The sequence below is a fragment of the Noviherbaspirillum sp. Root189 genome, from assembly GCF_001428545.1.
GTDB lineage: Bacteria > Pseudomonadota > Gammaproteobacteria > Burkholderiales > Burkholderiaceae_D > Noviherbaspirillum.
This window is the reverse complement of sequence record NZ_LMHZ01000012.1, coordinates 209,966-228,763: the sequence shown is the minus strand read 5'-3', so window position 1 is coordinate 228,763 and position 18,798 is coordinate 209,966. Positions and strand designations below refer to the sequence as shown.

The window sequence follows — 18,798 nt, the reverse complement described above, 5'->3', positions numbered from 1 at the left end:
CGAAAATTTCGCGTGTTGCGTGCAGTTACACGCTATTACCCTGCAATTGCTGGGGGAATCGCTGCACGGGTTTGTCGTGTTTGCGCAAGATCAAATAAATCCGGGGTCTCGCGCCTATACTCACCCAACGTTTTCGGAACCCGCTTTTTGCGGCTTTTTGGTGCGGAGAAAGCCCGGCACATTTCTCGCTCCGACGTCTTCACCTTGCACTTTTCTGAATCAAGAGGTATGCATGCTAACAGCAACATATGCAACGATCGCCATCGCAACCGAACAGGACAAGACGCGCAACATGCTTTGCCGGCTGCAGCAGTACGTTGAAACCGCGTGGAACAGCCTGCACAACCTGGATCTCACTTTTATTGATACAGCCTTTGGAAAACTTACTCAGTTCGACCGGTTTTTCCGGACACGAAAGATCGAGCTTTACGTCATCCCCTCGTTACGTGGCCTGAGCAGGGATGCGGAGATCGTTATTGCCGAACTCGACAGCATCTCTGTCAGAGCAGCGACAACCCTTCGTACGATTAGTGAACAAATCACCAATGCTGTCGAACTCGGTAGCAGCAAGGCAACGGAAATTTGTCATTCCATGCAATTGTATTGCCGCCATCTGGACATGCGGCTGGAAAAGGAAGAAAAGGAACTGATGCCGCTCGCTCGCAGAATGCTGTCGGTCGAACAATGGTTCTCGATTGCCGCTCAACTCCTGTCAGAGCAATCCGGCGGTGTACCCGATCGGCGCCGTCGCGGCGAAATTTCTCAGTCGTCCAACGGTTTCAGGCATCACGGGACTTCCGCTAACCTGCATTAAGCTTTACTCGTTGTCTCAATACATCCGCTCTACAATCTCCATGACATTCGATCAATTCCGGGGCGTCTTTTCGCTCCTGAATTGATCTGCACGGCATTTTCCCTGCTTGCATAGTGTGACGTTTCTTGGCATGGTGTGGCCCATGATTTCATTCCGGTCGCGCATGCCAAAAATTCTCAAGTTCACCAGGTTTTCCCTGCGTGATTTCCTCGTCGCCGCCGGACCGGCAGTCATCGCGATTCTGGCAACCTCTCTGCTTGCTTACTGGCTTGTGGATCCGTCGCCGCCATCCGTGGTGACACTCTCTACGGGGCAGGACAATAGCGCCTATCAGACTTTGGGCAAAAAATATGCGGGTGCGCTCGCAAAACATGATATTCGCGTCATCCAGCAAGACTCCCTCGGGTCGCAGGAAAATCTTCAGCGCCTGAAAGATCCGGCGTCACGTGTCGATATCGCTTTCGTGCAGAGTGGTTCCACGGAGCAGGAAGAAGCCGAACGTGTCGGTTTGGTCTCGTTGGGAAGCCTGTTCACGGAACCGGTTTGGCTGTTCCTGCGTAGTGACCGCGGTGGACGCAACGTGACGCACCTGACCCAATTGAAAGGCTTGAAAATCAACGTCGGCCCGGAGGGGACGGGCGTACCAATCCTGTTTCGCAAGATTCTGTCCGTCAATGGCGTGGAAGCGGAAGAACTGAAGCTGGGCGCGCTGGAAAATACGCCGGCGACGGTCGAATTGCTGGCCGGTCGTATCGATGGTCTGGTGTTCAGCTCGGCGCCGGACGCACCGCTCATCCAGATGCTGCTACAAACCCCGGGTATCAGGCTCTTCGACTTCGCTCAGGCTGAAGCGTATACGCGGCGCTTTCCTTTTCTGTCGCATGTCGTGCTGCCACGCGGGATCGTGGACCTTGGCAAGGATCTTCCTCCCAAGGATTACCATTTGATCGCGCCGACCGCGACGCTCGTGGCGCGGTCGGACCTGCATCCCGCCATCATCGACCTGTTTGTTGAGGCCGCGACAACCATCCACGGAAATGCGGGCTGGTTCAACAGGAAGGATGAGTTTCCGACGGCAAGCTATACCGAGATTCCTGTCTCGCCGGCGGCGCAGAAGTTTTACAAGAACGGACCGCCGCTGTTGCAGCGTTATCTGCCATTCTGGCTGGCCAACTTTTTTGAGCGCATGTGGGTAGTGGTCGTGGCTCTTGGCGCGCTGATTCTGCCGCTGTCGCGGATCATTCCGCCAATCTACGTATGGAAAGTGCGCTCGCGCGTCTATCGCTGGTACGGGCAGTTGCGTGCGGTTGAACAAGCCATCGAGGAAGTGCCGCCCGAAAAACAGGCCGAAGTCTATCCCGCCCAGTTGCAACGGCTGAACGACATTGAGGAACGCGTCAATCGCATCTCCATCCCGTTGTCCTTTGCTGACGAATTATATGGACTTCGCAGCCACATCAATTTCGTCCGTCGCCGGGTGGCGTCGCTGATGCAGACGGAGGCGCCAAACCTGCGCCAAGGCACCTCCGGGCATTGAGTCGCATTGAGTCGATCTGCAGGCGGTTTAACAACGTCACGCACCGACCCAAGGCAGGCCGGCCTTGCACCAGCCCCCCACGGATTTTCGATGACCATCGGCATCCTTGTCGCCTTCAAAACCCTCCAGTATGTCAAAGCAATGGGGATAGCCGTTCTCAGTTGCCAGTTTGGCCGCGTGACGGGAACGGACACCAGAGCGGCACAAAAACAGCAAGATCTTATTCTTGTCGGCAGTCTGCGCCAGTTCATCCATGAATGCCGGGTTTGGTACGCTGCCGGGATAAGTGTTCCACTGCACTGCGGCATGCTGGTCCTCAGGTATGGCCACACGCCCGACCCAGTCGCGCTCCGCATTGGTCCTGACGTCGACGAGTTTGACATTCGGGTTGGCCTGGAGAAGGGCATAAGCCTCCGAGGGGGTGACGGCACCCGCATACGGGAGTTGTTGTTCCTGCCCGCGTTCGCGAGCCTTGTCGAGTATGTCCATGATGGTTCCAATTTCGTTGGAGTGAGTCAGCAATTTACCGCATGTTCAACTTGTTATTTTATCTCGGCGGCGCATGGACTAGACTGGGATCGCGACGCACAAAAACCGTGCGGATTTCGGTAGTGCAAAGCATAAATGCACCAATACAGGGATTTTAGGAGGAAACGCACCGAAATGGGGACTTCTTCATGTGGCTTAAAAGCTAACAATCATGTTTCAACATCGCACTATTTCCGCTAATTAGCGTGCATCAGGACGGTGCGAGGCATTTGTGATTTCTCAAGTTGGTGGCATGGAATCTGCTATCATTCCGGCCTGAGTTTCGGTCGCACTTCGATGTGTACTGCGCTTGCAGCACGGCGGATACCATCGACTCAACATTATCCGCATTTCTAAGACACATTTTGCTCATTTAGGAGATTCGCATGGCACGTACGGCCGCAGAGGTCTTGAAGTTGGCGAAAGACAACGAAGTCAAATTCGTTGATTTTCGTTTTGCAGACACCCGAGGCAAGGAACAACACGTTACCGTTCCCATTTCGCAGTTCGGCATGGACAAATTCGACTCGGGCCACGCCTTCGATGGTTCCTCGATCGCTGGTTGGAAAGGCATTGAAGCATCTGACATGCTGTTGATGCCGGATCCCAGTACCGCCAACATTGACCCGTTCATGGAAGAAACCACGCTGTTCATGCAGTGTGACGTTATCGAGCCGTCCGACGGCAAGGGCTACGACCGTGACCCACGTTCCATCGCCAAGCGCGCTGAAGCCTACCTGAAGTCCTCCGGCCTGGGCGATACCGCCTACTTCGGCCCGGAACCTGAATTCTTCATCTTCGACAGCGTTCGCTGGAAGATCGACATGTCCGGCTGCTTCGTGAAGATCGATTCCGAAGAAGCGTCGTGGACTACCGGCGACAAGCTCGAAGGCGGCAACACTGGCCACCGTCCGACCGTCAAAGGCGGCTACTTCCCGGTTCCTCCGGTCGACAGCTTCCAGGACATGCGTTCGGAAATGTCCCTGATCCTCGAGGCAATGGGCATCCCGGTTGAAGTTCACCACCACGAAGTTGCTGGCGCAGGCCAGAACGAACTCGGCACCAAGTTCTCGACACTGGTTGAGCGCGCCGACTGGACACAGAACCTCAAGTACGTGATCTGGAACGTTGCCCACACTTACGGCAAGACAGCGACCTTCATGCCGAAGCCGATCGTTGGCGACAACGGTTCGGGTATGCACGTGCACCAGTCCGTCTGGAAGGATGGCAAGAACCTGTTCGCAGGCGATGGCTATGCCGGCCTGTCCGACTTTGCGCTGTACTACATCGGCGGCATCATCAAGCACGCACGTGCATTGAACGCGATTACCAACCCGGGCACCAACTCGTACAAGCGTCTGGTTCCTGGCTATGAAGCACCGGTCAAGCTGGCTTACTCGGCGCGTAACCGTTCCGCTTCGATCCGTATTCCGCACGTTGCCAATCCGAAGGGTCGCCGCGTCGAAGCACGTTTCCCGGATCCTCTGATGAACCCGTATCTGGGCTTTGCTGCATTGCTGATGGCAGGTCTGGACGGCGTGCAGAACAAGATCCATCCGGGCGAAGCAGCATCCAAGGATCTGTACCACCTGCCGCCGGAAGAAGACAAGCTGATCCCGACAGTGTGCTCGTCGCTCGACCAGGCGCTCGAGTACCTGGACAAGGACCGCGAATTCCTGACCCGTGGCGGTGTGTTCAGCGACAGCATGATCGACGCTTACATCGAGCTGAAAATGCAGGAAGTCCAGCGCTTCCGCATGACGACGCATCCGATCGAGTTCGACATGTACTACTCGCTGTAATACGCGGATATATCGAGCTTGCGATCTTGCGTACCTGGCAACAAGTACGCAAGGTTAACTGTTCGATCGTTCGACTGTTGCAGAAAGGGGAAGCTTCGGCTTCCCTTTTTTGTCGTATGGAACTGTTGTGCTATAAGTCGTTCTGAGTTCGAATGTTTGTAAAGGATCGCTACTTGCCCTAAACTTGTAAGCACCTTTACTGTTTCCACGCAGAAAGATTATGAAACAACAATTGATTGGACTGGCCTTAGTTGCAGCCGCTGCCGGACACGTCCATGCACAGAGCGAGGTATTCCTTTGTGTCGATGAGACTGGCAAGAAGGAATATAAAAATACCGGCACTACCAAGGGCTGCAAAAAGATTGATCTTCCCGGCATCACCATGATTCCCGCGCCACCATCCGCGCGCAAACCCGTTGTCCAGACCGCTGCCGCAAAACCGTCGGCATCGCCGTCGGATTTCCCGAAAGTCGATGGCGACACGCAGAAAACCCGTGACAACGACCGCCGCCAGATCCTCGCAGATGAAATGAAAAGCGAGGAGCAGAAGCTTGCGAACCTGAAGAAGGAATTTAACAATGGCGAGCCGGAACGCCGTGGCGATGAGCGCAATTATGCGAAATACCAGGAACGCGTTGCGACCATGAAGGACGATATTAGCCGCAGCGAAAAGAATATCGAGGCACTGAAACGCGAGATTGGTAATCTAAAATAGCAATGCGCGCTTCAGGTATGACGCTTGCATAACAAGGGCCGCATATGCGGCCCTTTATTTTTGGATGAATGTGAAAACAACGCGAAATCCCCTGGATGGACTGGATCTGCTTTCCTCGGCGGTCATCATCCTCGACCCGGAAAGCCGTATCACCTATGCCAACGCGGCGGCGGAAAACTTGTTCGAGAGCTCGGCCAAGGCACTCATGACCCAAAAGCTGGAAGACCTCTTCCTGAACGGAGACCACCTGTCCGAAATTTTCGAGGAAGCGGTCCAGCATCGCTTCGCCGACAAGCGCCTCGATCTGACGCTGGAGCGGGCGGGGCGTGAATCGCTACAGGTGCATGTGATCGTCACCGCGCTCGACAATCCCGACACGCCGGTGCTGATCGAACTACGTGAAAACGTTCAGCAACTCAAGCTGGACCGGGAAGAACGCCTGCTCGACCAGAGCCAGGCCAACAAGGAACTGATCCGCAACCTCGCGCATGAAATCAAGAACCCGCTCGGCGGTATCCGTGGCGCCGCGCAATTGCTCGAGTTTGAATTGCCCGAACGGCATCTGAAGGAGTTGCGCGAATACACACAGGTCATCATCAAGGAGGCGGATCGCCTGCAGACTCTGGTCGATCGTCTCCTTGCCCCGCATCGTCGTCCGCATATCGTCGGCGACGTCAACATCCATGAAGTCTGCGAACGTGTGCGCAGCCTGATCGTCGCCGAATTCCCCAATGGCTTGACCATCAAGCGCGACTACGACCTGTCGGTGCCCGAATTCCGCGGCGACAAGGAGCAACTGATCCAGGCGGTGTTGAACATCACGCACAACGCTGCGCAGGCACTGTCGCACCGCATGAAAGACGGCGATGCACAGATCACTTTGCAGACCCGTGTCGCCCGCCAGGTGACGCTCGCGAAGATTCGTTACAGGCTGGCATTAGACTTGCATATTATCGACAATGGGCCGGGCATCCCTCCCGACATCCATGACCGGATCTTCTATCCCCTGGTATCGGGGCGGCAGGGCGGTAGTGGACTGGGCCTGACTCTTGCGCAGACGTTCGTTCAGCAGCACATGGGCGTTATCGAATGCCAGAGCAGGCCGGGATGCACCGACTTCAGAATACTGATACCGCTGCCCTGAATAACGGGCCGGCTTTGATCAATGCCTCATGACGCGGGATGCACACGAAAATATGAAGCCAATCTGGATTGTCGACGACGACGAATCAATTCGCTGGGTACTGGAAAAGGCCCTTGCCCGCGAAAATCTCGCTACCAAAAGCTTCCCGAATGCGCGTGAAGCACTCGATGCACTGCAGACCAGCGTGCCGCAAGTACTGGTGTCCGATATCCGCATGCCGGGCGAGTCCGGCCTCGAACTGCTGCAGGCGGTCAAGGCCAAGCATCCGGGCCTGCCGGTCATTGTGATCACCGCGTTTTCCGATCTCGACTCGGCCGTGGCCGCCTTTCAGGGCGGTGCGTTCGAATACCTCGCCAAGCCTTTCGATATCGATAAGGCAGTTGAACTGATACGCCGCGCGCTGGAAGAAAGCCTGCGTGAGTCTGATGTCGAACAGGTGTCGGCCGAGACACCCGAAATCCTCGGTCAGGCTCCTGCGATGCAGGACGTCTTTCGTGCGATCGGGCGCCTGTCGCAATCCAACGTGACGGTACTGATCACCGGCGAATCGGGTACCGGCAAGGAACTGGTGGCGCGCGCATTGCACAAGCACAGCCCGCGTGCGGCCCAGCCATACATCGCGCTCAACACCGCGGCAATTCCCAAGGACTTGCTTGAATCCGAGTTGTTTGGTCACGAGCGCGGCGCGTTTACCGGCGCACAGGCGACTCGGCGAGGACGATTCGAGCAGGCCGAAAACGGCACGCTCTTCCTCGATGAAATCGGCGATATGCCTTTTGATTTGCAGACCCGCCTGCTGCGGGTGCTGTCGGATGGCCACTTCTATCGCGTTGGCGGTCATCAGCCTCTGAAGGCAAATGTCCGCGTGATCGCAGCGACGCATCAGAACCTGGAACAGCGCGTGAAAGAGGGCCTGTTCCGCGAAGACTTGTATCATCGCCTGAATGTGATTCGCCTGCGTTTGCCCAGCCTGCGCGAGCGCCACGAAGACATTCCGCTGCTGACCCGTCACTTCCTGGCGCAAAGCGCAAAGCAGCTCGGTGTCGAAGCAAAACGCATGTCCGACAGCGCCATGCAATTCCTCGCCAGTCTCGAGTTGCCGGGCAATGTACGGCAACTGGAAAACCTGTGTAACTGGATTACCGTGATGGCGCCCGGGCAAACGGTCGAGGTCAAGGATCTGCCGCAGGAGTTGACCCATGGCCAGGACTATGTCTCGTCGACTGTGAGCATGCCGGTTTCTGTCACCATGCCGGTGCAGCCCTCGGCCATGCCGGCGCTGTCCGATGTGTCGTCCGCGATGTCTTCCATGTCGGTGCCTTCCTTCCCGTCATCGTCTCCGACGCCGGCTAACGGTCATGCGGCGGCTGTCGCCGATAAGGCAGGCTGGATCGCCTTACTGGAGTCCGAAGCTGCTCACATGCTGGCGGCCGGCCAGCCCGAAGTGATGGACGCTTTGGGACGTCAGTTCGAGTCCGCGCTGATCAAAACCGCACTCAAGCATACGCATGGCCGCAAGAACGATGCGGCGATCCGGCTCGGCATAGGGCGCAACACCATCACCCGCAAAATTCATGAACTTGGTATAGACGGAGCCAAGGACGAATGACCTCAACGGCGCCTGCGGGCGCCGTTTTCCTTTCCATCCTTCCCCTGCTTGCGGAAGCTGTCTCCGGGCAGCGCCGTAGGGCCTTCATCGGAGTGCAGCGTCATTTATCCAGTGCCCCAAGACGGACCGGTGCTGCGCACCAGCATGAGACTTTACCAATCGCAAGGCACCGATATGTCGCACGGGATACAGTAAGCATATTCCTCATTGCTGCCTCGGGTTCCGTGGGGCGTAGGGCTTTTGTGAAAAATCGCTTCAACCTTGTTCATATTGCCGTTGCGGTGCTGGTGACCGCCGCAGCCATGCTGTTGCTGGGAAATCTTTCCGCGGGTGAAAAAAAGATCGATACCCGGGTCGAAAGCCTGTACGGCGTTACCGATCCGCAATATCTGCGGTCGATGGGCGTGCTTCTCGGACCGACCATCATTGAGGGAAATACCGTCAAACATCTTGAGAATGGCGCCGAGATTTTTCCTGCGATGCTTGAGGCTATTCGTTCGGCCCGTGAAACGATCACCTTTGAAACCTATATCTACTGGTCCGGCGATATTGGCAAACAGTTCGCCGAAGCCCTGCGTGAACGCGCGCAGGTCGGCGTTAAAGTCCACGTCCTGCTCGACTGGATCGGCAGCGCCAAGATGGACGAGGCCTTGCTGGAAGAGATGCGTAAGGGCGGTGTCGAGGTGGAGCGTTACCATAAACCGCACTGGCTCAACCTGACGCGAATGAATAACCGCACGCATCGCAAGCTTCTCATCGTGGACGGACAAGTCGGCTTCACCGGCGGGGTAGGCATCGCTGATCAGTGGGATGGGAATGCGCAGGATAAGGAGCATTGGCGTGATTCGCATTTTATGGTGCGCGGACCTGCGGTATCCGAGTTCCAGGCAGTCTTTCTGGACAACTGGATAAAGGCGACCGGGCGTGTCCTGCATTCCGGGGACTATTTTCCGAAGATCGACAATGCAGGGAAAATGCCGGCACAGATGTTCAGCAGTTCGCCGACCGGAGGCAGTGAAAGCATGCACCTGATGTACCTGCTGTCCATTGCTTCCGCACGTCAGTCCATCCTGTTATCCAGTTCCTATTTCGTACCGGATGATCTCGCGATCAATGCCCTTGTCGAAGCCGCAAAAAGAGGTGTGAAGATCCGCATCATCACGCCGGGCGAGGATATTGACGCATCGGTCGTGCGGCACGCATCGCGGGCGCGCTGGGGTGAGTTGCTGGAAGCAGGCATCGTGATCGCGGAATACCAGCCGACCATGTTCCATTGCAAAATCATGATTGTCGACGGCTTCATGGTGTCGACCGGCTCGACCAATTTTGACAATCGATCATTCCGGCTGAATGACGAAGCCAACCTCAATGTTTACGACGCAGGCTTTGCCGCAGAAATGACCAGGGAGTTCGAACAGGATTTTGCGAAGACGCGGGCCATTACCATTGAGCAGTGGCGCAACCGGCCGTGGAAGGAGAAAGTGATCGAGCACGCTTCTTCTTTGCTGGGCAAGCAACTTTGATCGTCTGAATGATTGAATGACTGATGAGCCCGACATGCCGCGATTCGACGTCGCGATGGCCGGGACATGCACTATGATTGTCGCCGCGGAAAGCCTTCCGCCGTGATACGGTCCCAGACTTTGTCTTTTTCTTCTTGTGTCATGAACACCCAGTTCGCCACCTCGGCAACGGTGCGACCGCATCCGCGGCAGACGTCGTCAAAGGTTGTTGAGCAGACGGCAACACAAGGCGTGTCCGGGCGGGAAGGTTTTTGCATAGAATAAAGGACCTAAAACGCCAATGATAGGGCAAAACCATGTATCAGCTCTACTACTATCCCAGCAATGCCAGCCTCGCGCCACACATGCTGCTCGAAGAACTGGGTGTTCCTTATCAACTTGTCCTGGTTGACCGGGACAAGAATGCGCACAAGGGCGCCGACTACCTTCGCCTGAATCCGACCGGCCGCATTCCCGCTTTCGTCGACGGCGATCTTGTCTTGTTTGAAACGGCTGCCATCTGCCTGCACCTGGTGGATACGCATCCTGAAGCCGGGCTTGCGCCAGCAGTCGGTACGGCGGAGCGCGCGCATTTTTACAAGTGGCTGATGTACCTGACCAATACCTTGCAGGCCGAACTGATTACGTATTTTTATCCGGAGCGACTGGCTGCGGATGAAAGGGGCGCTGCGGATGTGAAGCAGCATGCGGAGGCCAGGATCGGAACGATGCTCGACTTGCTGGATGAAGTGTTCGCCAAACATGGTGGACCGTATCTGCTGGGTGAAACATATAGCGCTGTTGATCCATATCTCTTCATGCTGTCGCGGTGGACGAGGATGATGGGTAATCCGGCGCGTCATCGTGCGCATCTTGGGCCGTTTTTGCGGAGGATGGTTGAGCGTGCGGCGATTAGCAGAGCTTTGGAGCAGGAGGGGTTGGTGGCGCCGTTCTTTTGATGACGAAGTTGGAGAGGATTCTGAGTTAAAAACTCCTTGAGCTTTTGCTAACGCAGAAGGGCGATCGACCTTCGCACCCCCACCCTAACCCTCCCCCTAGAAGGGGGAGGGGATCGTTCGGAGGATGGGGGAAATTGATCTGAATGGTCTGTGTTGTCTATATGATCTGTGCGTTTTTCTGCTTTGCCTTATATGTTTTTATTCAGGCTTGCTCAAGCGTCGCCACAAGGTGGTGCGGCTTATGCCGAGATGATTTGCGGCGGCTTCCCGATTGCCGTTGAATCTTGCAAGCACGGCATGGACGGATTCTTTTTTATTGGAACCGGAAGGAACCATTGACTGAGCCGTCACCGGTGGGATGCCATGCGCATTCTCTCGGGTCAGTTCAGGCGCAACCGCTGCAATAAAACTCGGTGACAAAGCCTGCAGCGGTTCGGCGGCCAGGAACAGTGCCACGCGCTCCATCAGGTTGCGCAGTTCGCGCACATTGCCGGGCCAGGTATAACTTGCGAGCAAAGGCACACATGCGAGGATCTCCGCATGCAGGTTGGCATGCGGGCGGGTACCGAGCGCGGCAAGCGCATTCTTCAATCCCCATTCCGCGAGCGCGGCAAGGTCATCGGCGCGTTCACGCAACGGAGGAAGTGTCAGCCGCAATCCGCCCAGACGGTAGAACAGGTCAGCCCGGAAGCGCCCATCCCGGACACGCCGGTCGAGATCGCAATGCGTGGCGCTGATGATGCGCACATTGACCGGAATCGGCCGCGTGCCGCCGACTCGGACGACTTCACGCTCTTCCAATACGCGTAGCAACCGGGTCTGCAATGGCAACGGCATTTCGCCGATTTCATCCAGGAACAGCGTGCCGCGATTGGCCGCTTCAAACAAGCCTGCATGACCGCCACGGCGCGAGCCGGTGAAAGCGCCTTCTTCATAGCCAAACAACTCCGATTCCAGCAGCGATTCGGCGACAGCGCCGCAATTGATGGCGACAAACGGCTGGCGTGCCCGCTGGCTTTCGCGGTGGATCGCCTGCGCCGTCAATTCCTTGCCGGTACCTGTCTCGCCCTGGATCAGTACGGTGGCAGGGGATTTGGCGAACAGTTCAATCGAATGGCGCACGGCCTGCATCGCCGCCGACTCGCCGCGCAGATCGTTCAAGCCATGCTTGGCGCGCAAGGCATCGGCAAGGGGATTGGCGCGGGCGCGGCCTGATTCCAGTTGGCTGAAACGGGCGAGTTCCAGCGCGTCTTCGAATGCCTGTCGAATCGACGCTGCCGAATATACGAAAACGCCTGCAAGACCGGCTTCCGCAGCCAGGTCTGTGATCAGCCCGGCCCCAACGATGGCCTTGATACCTGCGGCTTTCAGTTCATTGATCTGGGCGCGGGCATCTTCTTCGGTCACATACGTGCGCTGCGCGATTTTCAGGTTGAAGGTCGCCTGGAATTCGGCCAGTTCCTGCATGGGCTCCTGATAGGTGATCAGGCCGATTTCCGCGGTGATTTTTCTGGCGCGTGCAAGTGCCTGCAAGACATCGAAGCCGCTGGCCTTGGCGATGATGACCGGCAACGACAGGCGGCTTTTCAGGTAGGCGGCATTGGACCCGGCGGCGATGACCGCGTCGCAGCGTTCTGTTTCCATGCGCTCGCGGATATGCCGGACAGCATCTTCAAAACCGAGATTGATCGGTTCAATGCTGGCGCGGTCGTCGAATTCAAGGGTGATATCGCGGAACAGGTCGGACAGCCTGGAGATGGCAACGGTCCAGATAACGGGTTTGTCATTCGGATCGGGCAGGGAATGGCTTCGGGAGCGCATGTTTCACCTCTTGTTTCAATGTTTCAAGTGTAACGCAGCTTGAACCTATTGGTGAAACACTGGATAGAATGTTTTGATAACATGTTTGGCTAAGTCATTGATCTGTATAGAACATCTTCGATAGACCCCAGAAACTTCCCGTATGGCACACCGATTGCAATAAAGACCCGGAATGCAATTCGTTGAAACATCCAACAAGGTGAATACATGACAGTCCAATCCGCAGGAGCCGCCTTTCGTCAGGCAGTACGCGAAGAATCCCCGCTGCAGGTTGTCGGCGCCATCAACGCCAACCACGCGTTGCTGGCCAAACGTGCCGGCTATCGCGCCATTTATCTGTCGGGCGGCGGCGTAGCAGCCGGTTCGCTCGGCCTGCCCGACCTCGGCATTTCCAATCTTGACGACGTACTGACCGATGTCCGCCGCATCACGGACGTCTGCGACCTGCCTCTGCTGGTTGACGTCGACACCGGCTTCGGCTCATCGGCCTTCAATGTGGCGCGTACCGTCAAGTCGATGATCAAGTTCGGTGCAGCGGCGATGCATATCGAAGACCAGGTTGGCGCCAAGCGTTGCGGTCATCGCCCGAACAAGGAAATCGTCAGCAAGCAGGAAATGGTCGATCGCATCAAGGCAGCCGTCGATGCACGTACCGATGAAAATTTCGTGATCATGGCGCGTACCGACGCGCTGGCCGTGGAAGGCCTGGAAGCCGCGCTTGACCGCGCACAGGCTTGTGTCGAAGCGGGCGCCGACATGATCTTTCCGGAAGCCATCACCAAGCTCGAGATGTACAAGACCTTTGCCGACGCGGTGAAGGTGCCGGTGCTGGCCAACATCACCGAGTTCGGCGCGACCCCGCTGTACACGGTCGAGGAATTAAAGAGTGTTGATGTCGGCCTCGTGCTGTATCCGCTGTCCGCATTCCGCGCGATGAACAAGGCCGCGGAAAACGTGTATAACGCGATCCGCCGCGAAGGCACGCAAAAGAATGTAGTCGACACCATGCAGACGCGGATGGAACTGTATGACCGCATCAACTATCACGATTTCGAGCAAAAGCTGGATGCCTTGTTTGCCCAGCAAAAAGCCAAGTAATCCGCATTCCACGTATCTTATTTTTACCAGGAGACTTTGATGAGCGAACAACAAGCCGCCGGCTTCAAGCCAAAAAAATCGGTTGCCCTTTCCGGCGTGACCGCCGGCAATACCGCCCTCTGCACAGTGGGTAAAACCGGTAACGATTTGCACTATCGCGGCTATGACATTCTGGACGTCGCGGACACCTGCGAATTTGAAGAAATTGCCTATCTGCTGGTGCACGGAAAACTGCCCAATGTCGCCGAACTCAAAGGCTACAAGGCCAAGCTGAAAATGCTGCGCGGCCTGCCGGCCAACGTCAAGGCGGCACTCGAAACACTACCGGCGTCCTCGCACCCGATGGATGTGATGCGTACCGGCGTATCGGTGCTCGGCTGTGTACTGCCGGAGAAAGACGACCACAACACGCCGGGCGCGCGTGACATCGCTGACCGCCTGATGGCATCACTGGGTTCGATGCTGCTGTACTGGTACCACTATAGCCACAACGGCAAGCGTATCGAAGTCGAAACCGACGACGACTCCATCGGCGGCCACTTCCTGCATCTGCTGCATGGCAAGAAGCCCTCGGCAACATGGGAAAAGGCGATGCACACTTCGCTGATCCTGTATGCGGAACATGAATTCAATGCGTCGACGTTTACCGGTCGCGTCGTCGCCGGCACGGGCTCCGACATGTACTCGGCCATCACTGGCGCGATCGGCGCATTGCGCGGCCCCAAGCATGGCGGCGCCAATGAAGTCGCCTTCGAAATCCAGAAACGTTACGACAATCCCGACGAAGCGGAAGCCGACATCCGCCGCCGTGTCGAGAACAAGGAAGTCATCATCGGCTTCGGCCATCCGGTGTACACCATTTCCGATCCGCGCAACAAGGTCATCAAGGAAGTCGCGCATAACCTCTCCACCGAAGCCGGTTCAACCAAGATGTTCGACATTGCGGAGCGTCTTGAAACCGTGATGTGGGACGTCAAGAAGATGTTCCCCAACCTCGACTGGTTCTCCGCCGTGTCCTATCACATGATGGGCGTGCCGACAGCGATGTTCACACCGCTGTTTGTGATTTCGCGTACTTCCGGCTGGGCTGCACACATCATCGAGCAGCGCATCGACAACAAGATCATCCGTCCGAGCGCCAACTACGTCGGTCCGGAAGACCTGAAGTTTGTGCCGATCCAGGAACGCAAATAAAGCAAAATAAAGCATAGAGGGTGTCCGAGACATCCTCTACACCGTGACTCCTTTCTTTACTGATCCATGAATCTCGCAAACCGCAAACCCCTGCCGGGGACCAAACTCGACTACTTCGACACGCGTGCCGCCGTCGACGCGATCGCACCCGGCGCGTACGACAAGTTGCCGTACACCTCGCGCGTGCTGGCCGAGAATCTCGTGCGCCGCTGCGATCCGGCTACCCTGACAGCGTCACTGAAACAGATCATCGAGCGCAAGCGCGAACTGGACTTTCCATGGTTCCCCGCTCGTGTGGTATGTCACGACATCCTTGGCCAGACCGCACTGGTCGACCTCGCCGGTCTGCGTGATGCCATCGCTTCGCAAGGTGGCGATCCTGCCATGGTGAATCCGGTCGTGCCGACCCAGCTGGTGGTGGACCATTCACTGGCCGTCGAATGCGGAGGTTTCGATCCGGACGCGTTCAACAAGAACCGCGCCATCGAAGACCGCCGTAACGAAGACCGTTTCGACTTCATCAACTGGACCAAGAAGGCGTTCAAGAACGTCGACGTGATCCCGCCGGGTAACGGCATCCTCCACCAGATCAACCTCGAGCGCATGTCGCCCGTGGTTCAGGTAAAAGACGGCGTGGCCTTTCCGGATACCCTGGTGGGTACCGACAGCCATACGCCGATGGTCGATGCACTTGGCGTGATCGCCATCGGTGTCGGCGGTCTCGAAGCGGAAACCGTCATGCTGGGCCGTGCGTCTTGGATGCGGTTGCCGGACATCATCGGCGTCGAACTGACCGGCAAGCCGCAACCCGGCATTACCGCGACGGACATCGTGCTGGCACTGACCGAGTTCCTGCGCAAGCAGAAAGTCGTCTCCGCCTACCTGGAATTCTTTGGCGAAGGCGCGGCCAACCTGACGCTGGGCGACCGTGCGACCATCTCCAACATGGCGCCCGAGTTTGGCGCCACTGCCGCGATGTTCTATATCGACGAGCAGACCATCAAATACCTGCGGCTCACCGGTCGTGATGAAGAACTGGTCAAGCTGGTCGAAACCTATGCGAAGGAAACCGGCCTCTGGGCGGACAGCCTCAAGAACGCCGAGTATGAACGCGTGCTGAGTTTCGACCTGTCTTCGGTGGTACGTAACATTGCCGGACCGTCCAACCCGCATAACCGCGTGCCGACCACGGAGCTGGCCGCACGCGGCATCAGCGGCAAGGTCGAGAACGAGCCGGGCCTGATGCCGGACGGCGCTGTGATCATTGCCGCGATTACCAGCTGCACCAATACCAACAACCCGCGCAACATGATTGCCGCCGGCCTGCTGGCCCGTAACGCCAACAAGCTTGGCCTTACGCGCAAGCCCTGGGTAAAGAGTTCGCTGGCGCCGGGATCCAAGACCGTGGCGCTGTACCTGGAAGAAGCGGGCCTCCTGCCCGAGCTCGAAAGCCTGGGCTTTGGTGTCGTGGCTTTCGCCTGCACTACCTGCAACGGCATGTCGGGCGCACTCGACCCGGTGATCCAGAAGGAAATCGTGGAACGCGACCTCTATGCGACCGCAGTTCTTTCCGGCAACCGTAACTTCGACGGCCGCATCCATCCGTATGCCAAGCAAGCCTTCCTGGCATCGCCACCGCTGGTGGTCGCCTATGCCATCGCCGGCACGATCCGTTTCGATATCGAGAAGGACGTTCTCGGGACCGATGCAGATGGCAAGCCAATCCGCCTGGCGGACATCTGGCCGAGCGATGCCGAAATCGACGCAGTGATTACTGAGAGCGTGAAACCCGAGCAGTTCCGCAAGGTCTACGAACCGATGTTCACGTTCAGCGTGGATTCGGGCGAAAAGGTTAGTCCTCTGTATGACTGGCGCCCGCAGAGCACCTACATCCGTCGTCCGCCATATTGGGACAAGGAAGGGCAGGGCGCGCTGGCTGCCAGTCCGCGCACGCTCACGGCCATGCGTCCGCTGGCCGTCCTCGGCGACAACATCACGACTGACCACCTGTCGCCGTCCAACGCCATCATGCTGGACAGCGCTGCCGGTGAGTACCTCGAGAAAATGGGCCTGCCGGAAGAGGATTTCAATTCCTACGCAACCCATCGCGGCGATCACCTCACTGCCCAGCGCGCCACCTTCGCCAATCCGACGCTGAAGAACGAAATGGTGATGGTCGACGGCAAGGTCAAGGCAGGTTCGCTCACGCGTATCGAGCCCGAAGGCAAGGTGACGCGCATGTGGGAAGCGATCGAGACCTACATGGAACGCAAGCAGCCGCTGATCGTAATTGCCGGTGCCGACTATGGTCAGGGTTCTTCGCGCGACTGGGCTGCAAAAGGCGTGCGCCTTGCCGGCGTGGAAGCCATCGTTGCCGAAGGTTTCGAGCGCATCCACCGCACCAACCTGGTCGGTATGGGCGTGCTGCCGCTGGAGTTCAAGCCTGGCGTCAATCGACTCACTCTCGGCATTGACGGTACGGAAACCTACGACGTGATCGGAGAGCGCAAGCCGCGAACCGATCTGACCCTCGTGATCCATCGTAAGAATGGCGAGCGTGTCGAAGTACCGGTAACCTGCCGGCTCGATACCGCCGAAGAAGTCTTGATCTACGAAGCCGGCGGCGTATTGCAGCGGTTTGCGCAAGACTTCCTTGCATCGACGGCAAAGGCAGCCTGAAACCTGCCGGTTAACTGAGGTGCGCTTGCAGTCATGCCGGCATGCGAAGCGCACCTCTACGGTTTTGCAAAGGGTGATATCGATGGTAATGATTGATATCGATCGATATCACCCGGATTCACAAGGACAACACTCCCATGGCCCACGTATCCCAGATTAAAATTCCCGCCACCTACATGCGTGGCGGCACCAGCAAAGGCGTGTTCTTCCGTCTGCAGGATTTGCCCGAAGCCGCACAGGTACCCGGCGCGGCACGCGATGCGCTGCTACTGCGCGTGATCGGCAGTCCCGACCCGTACGGCAAGCAGATCGACGGGATGGGCGCTGCCACATCGAGTACAAGCAAGGCTGTCATCGTCGCAAAAAGCAGCAGACCCGATCACGATGTCGATTATCTGTTCGGCCAGGTTTCCATCGACAAGCCATTTGTCGACTGGAGCGGCAACTGCGGCAACCTCTCGTCGGCGATCGGACCGTTCGCCATCAGCAATGGGTTGATCGATGCCAGCCGCATTCCGAAAGATGGCATGGCAACCGTGCGTATCTGGCAGGCCAACATCAGCAAGACCATCATTGCGCATGTACCCATGACCAATGGCGCGGTGCAGGAAACCGGTGACTTTGAACTCGACGGGGTTACTTTCCCGGCTGCGGAAGTGCAATTGGAATTCATGGATCCGGCCGCTGAAGAAGAGGGTGCCGGCGGTGCGATGTTCCCGACAGGCAATCTGGTCGATGACCTCGAGGTTCCCGGCATCGGCACGCTCAAGGCCACCATGATCAATGCGGGCATCCCGACCATCTTCGTGAACGCGGAAGCGATCGGCTACACAGGCACCGAATTGCAGGACGCCATCAACAGCGATCTCAAGGCCCTGGCCATGTTCGAGACGATCCGTGCTTATGGCGCGGTGCGCATGGGCCTCATCAAGAACGTCGATGAAGCCGCCACGCGCCAGCACACGCCGAAGGTTGCGTTTGTTGCCAAACCGGCCGATTATGTTGCTTCCAGCGGCAAGAAGGTCACGGCCGACGATGTCGATCTGCTGGTACGTGCGCTGTCCATGGGCAAGCTGCATCATGCGATGATGGGTACGGCTGCGGTCGCGATCGGCACCGCGGCGGCGATACCCGGCACGCTGGTGAACCTTGCCGCCGGTGGCGGGCCGCGCACCGCAGTACGCTTTGGACATCCCTCCGGCACGCTGCGGGTCGGTGCCGAAGCCACGCAGGTCGACGGCGACTGGAGCGTGACCAAAGCCATCATGAGCCGCAGCGCACGCGTGCTGATGGAAGGTTGGGTGCGCGTGCCCGGCGACGCGTTCTAATACCAATCCCAAGCTATAACGTGAGAGGAGTCAATAGCGAGCTATTGACGACGAGTGCAACGCAGGCA

15 protein-coding genes are annotated in these 18,798 nt (G+C 57.4%); 12 read left to right on the top strand and 3 right to left on the bottom strand.

From position 1 onward, the window contains the following. Positions 1 to 19 precede the first annotated feature (19 nt). Both ASE07_RS08905 and ASE07_RS08900 read left to right on the top strand, forming a co-directional pair. Positions 20 to 814 (top strand): hypothetical protein, encoded by a 795-nt coding sequence (locus ASE07_RS08905; protein ID WP_156396481.1) that lies wholly within the window; start codon positions 20 to 22, stop codon positions 812 to 814. A gap of 163 nt (positions 815 to 977) precedes the next feature. Next, the gene (locus ASE07_RS08900) at positions 978 to 2,351 is read left to right on the top strand and encodes a TAXI family TRAP transporter solute-binding subunit (RefSeq protein ID WP_057290579.1); all 1,374 of its coding nucleotides are present in this window, start codon (positions 978 to 980) and stop codon (positions 2,349 to 2,351) included. 36 nt (positions 2,352 to 2,387) lie between these two features. Here ASE07_RS08900 and ASE07_RS08895 read toward each other — a convergent pair whose 3' ends face one another. Then, the gene (locus ASE07_RS08895) at positions 2,388 to 2,840 is read right to left on the bottom strand and encodes a rhodanese-like domain-containing protein (protein WP_057290443.1); all 453 of its coding nucleotides are present in this window, start codon (positions 2,838 to 2,840) and stop codon (positions 2,388 to 2,390) included. Between the two features lie 425 nt (positions 2,841 to 3,265). On the opposite strand from ASE07_RS08895, the gene glnA reads away from it, so the two are divergent. The 5 genes from glnA (at position 3,266) to cls (ending at position 9,672) form a co-directional block, all read left to right on the top strand. Beyond that, on the top strand, positions 3,266 to 4,681 hold the full coding sequence (gene glnA / locus ASE07_RS08890; protein WP_057290442.1) for a type I glutamate--ammonia ligase: 1,416 nt from the start codon (positions 3,266 to 3,268) through the stop codon (positions 4,679 to 4,681). A gap of 220 nt (positions 4,682 to 4,901) precedes the next feature. Beyond that, positions 4,902 to 5,396, top strand: coding sequence for a hypothetical protein (locus ASE07_RS08885; RefSeq protein WP_057290441.1), 495 nt, complete (start codon positions 4,902 to 4,904; stop codon positions 5,394 to 5,396). 70 nt (positions 5,397 to 5,466) lie between these two features. Further along, entirely contained in the window at positions 5,467 to 6,540 is a 1,074-nt protein-coding gene (gene glnL, locus ASE07_RS08880; protein ID WP_057290578.1) for a nitrogen regulation protein NR(II), read from the top strand. Positions 6,541 to 6,592: 52 nt separating this feature from the next. Beyond that, complete coding sequence (gene ntrC, locus ASE07_RS08875) at positions 6,593 to 8,149, top strand: nitrogen regulation protein NR(I) (RefSeq protein ID WP_057290577.1); 1,557 nt, start codon at positions 6,593 to 6,595, stop codon at positions 8,147 to 8,149. Between the two features lie 302 nt (positions 8,150 to 8,451). Then, positions 8,452 to 9,672, top strand: coding sequence for a cardiolipin synthase (cls, locus tag ASE07_RS08870; protein ID WP_057290576.1), 1,221 nt, complete (start codon positions 8,452 to 8,454; stop codon positions 9,670 to 9,672). A 71-nt stretch (positions 9,673 to 9,743) separates the two neighbouring features. Here the strand turns inward: cls and ASE07_RS27965 are convergent, their stop codons facing one another. Further along, a complete protein-coding gene (locus tag ASE07_RS27965; protein ID WP_082584024.1) occupies positions 9,744 to 9,929 on the bottom strand; it encodes a DUF1289 domain-containing protein in 186 nt (61 codons plus the stop codon). Positions 9,930 to 9,968: 39 nt separating this feature from the next. Between ASE07_RS27965 and ASE07_RS08865 the strand changes: the two genes are divergently transcribed. Beyond that, the gene (locus tag ASE07_RS08865; RefSeq protein WP_057290440.1) at positions 9,969 to 10,610 is read left to right on the top strand and encodes a glutathione S-transferase family protein; all 642 of its coding nucleotides are present in this window, start codon (positions 9,969 to 9,971) and stop codon (positions 10,608 to 10,610) included. Positions 10,611 to 10,808: 198 nt separating this feature from the next. Here the strand turns inward: ASE07_RS08865 and prpR are convergent, their stop codons facing one another. Next, the gene (prpR, locus tag ASE07_RS08860; protein WP_057290439.1) at positions 10,809 to 12,431 is read right to left on the bottom strand and encodes a propionate catabolism operon regulatory protein PrpR; all 1,623 of its coding nucleotides are present in this window, start codon (positions 12,429 to 12,431) and stop codon (positions 10,809 to 10,811) included. A gap of 207 nt (positions 12,432 to 12,638) precedes the next feature. On the opposite strand from prpR, the gene prpB reads away from it, so the two are divergent. The 4 genes from prpB (at position 12,639) to prpF (ending at position 18,730) form a co-directional block, all read left to right on the top strand. Further along, a complete protein-coding gene (gene prpB / locus ASE07_RS08855) occupies positions 12,639 to 13,529 on the top strand; it encodes a methylisocitrate lyase (protein ID WP_057290438.1) in 891 nt (296 codons plus the stop codon). A 39-nt stretch (positions 13,530 to 13,568) separates the two neighbouring features. Continuing rightward, complete coding sequence (gene prpC / locus ASE07_RS08850; RefSeq protein WP_057290437.1) at positions 13,569 to 14,723, top strand: bifunctional 2-methylcitrate synthase/citrate synthase; 1,155 nt, start codon at positions 13,569 to 13,571, stop codon at positions 14,721 to 14,723. Between the two features lie 66 nt (positions 14,724 to 14,789). Continuing rightward, on the top strand, positions 14,790 to 17,402 hold the full coding sequence (acnD, locus tag ASE07_RS08845; RefSeq protein ID WP_057290436.1) for a Fe/S-dependent 2-methylisocitrate dehydratase AcnD: 2,613 nt from the start codon (positions 14,790 to 14,792) through the stop codon (positions 17,400 to 17,402). Between the two features lie 137 nt (positions 17,403 to 17,539). Further along, positions 17,540 to 18,730 (top strand): 2-methylaconitate cis-trans isomerase PrpF, encoded by a 1,191-nt coding sequence (gene prpF / locus ASE07_RS08840; RefSeq protein ID WP_057290435.1) that lies wholly within the window; start codon positions 17,540 to 17,542, stop codon positions 18,728 to 18,730. The last annotated feature ends 68 nt before the right edge of the window (positions 18,731 to 18,798 follow it).

Coding starts and splice junctions, on each gene's coding strand:
- ntrC (WP_057290577.1), top strand. CDS start 6,593: ATGAAGCCAATCTGGATTGTCGACGACGACGAATCAATTCGCTGGGTA.
- prpC (WP_057290437.1), top strand. CDS start 13,569: ATGAGCGAACAACAAGCCGCCGGCTTCAAGCCAAAAAAATCGGTTGCC.
- cls (WP_057290576.1), top strand. CDS start 8,452: ATGCTGTTGCTGGGAAATCTTTCCGCGGGTGAAAAAAAGATCGATACC.
- prpB (WP_057290438.1), top strand. CDS start 12,639: ATGACAGTCCAATCCGCAGGAGCCGCCTTTCGTCAGGCAGTACGCGAA.
- ASE07_RS27965 (WP_082584024.1), bottom strand. CDS start 9,929: ATGCAAAAACCTTCCCGCCCGGACACGCCTTGTGTTGCCGTCTGCTCA.
- ASE07_RS08900 (WP_057290579.1), top strand. CDS start 978: ATGCCAAAAATTCTCAAGTTCACCAGGTTTTCCCTGCGTGATTTCCTC.
- prpF (WP_057290435.1), top strand. CDS start 17,540: ATGGCCCACGTATCCCAGATTAAAATTCCCGCCACCTACATGCGTGGC.
- glnA (WP_057290442.1), top strand. CDS start 3,266: ATGGCACGTACGGCCGCAGAGGTCTTGAAGTTGGCGAAAGACAACGAA.
- ASE07_RS08885 (WP_057290441.1), top strand. CDS start 4,902: ATGAAACAACAATTGATTGGACTGGCCTTAGTTGCAGCCGCTGCCGGA.
- ASE07_RS08895 (WP_057290443.1), bottom strand. CDS start 2,840: ATGGACATACTCGACAAGGCTCGCGAACGCGGGCAGGAACAACAACTC.
- ASE07_RS08865 (WP_057290440.1), top strand. CDS start 9,969: ATGTATCAGCTCTACTACTATCCCAGCAATGCCAGCCTCGCGCCACAC.
- acnD (WP_057290436.1), top strand. CDS start 14,790: ATGAATCTCGCAAACCGCAAACCCCTGCCGGGGACCAAACTCGACTAC.
- prpR (WP_057290439.1), bottom strand. CDS start 12,431: ATGCGCTCCCGAAGCCATTCCCTGCCCGATCCGAATGACAAACCCGTT.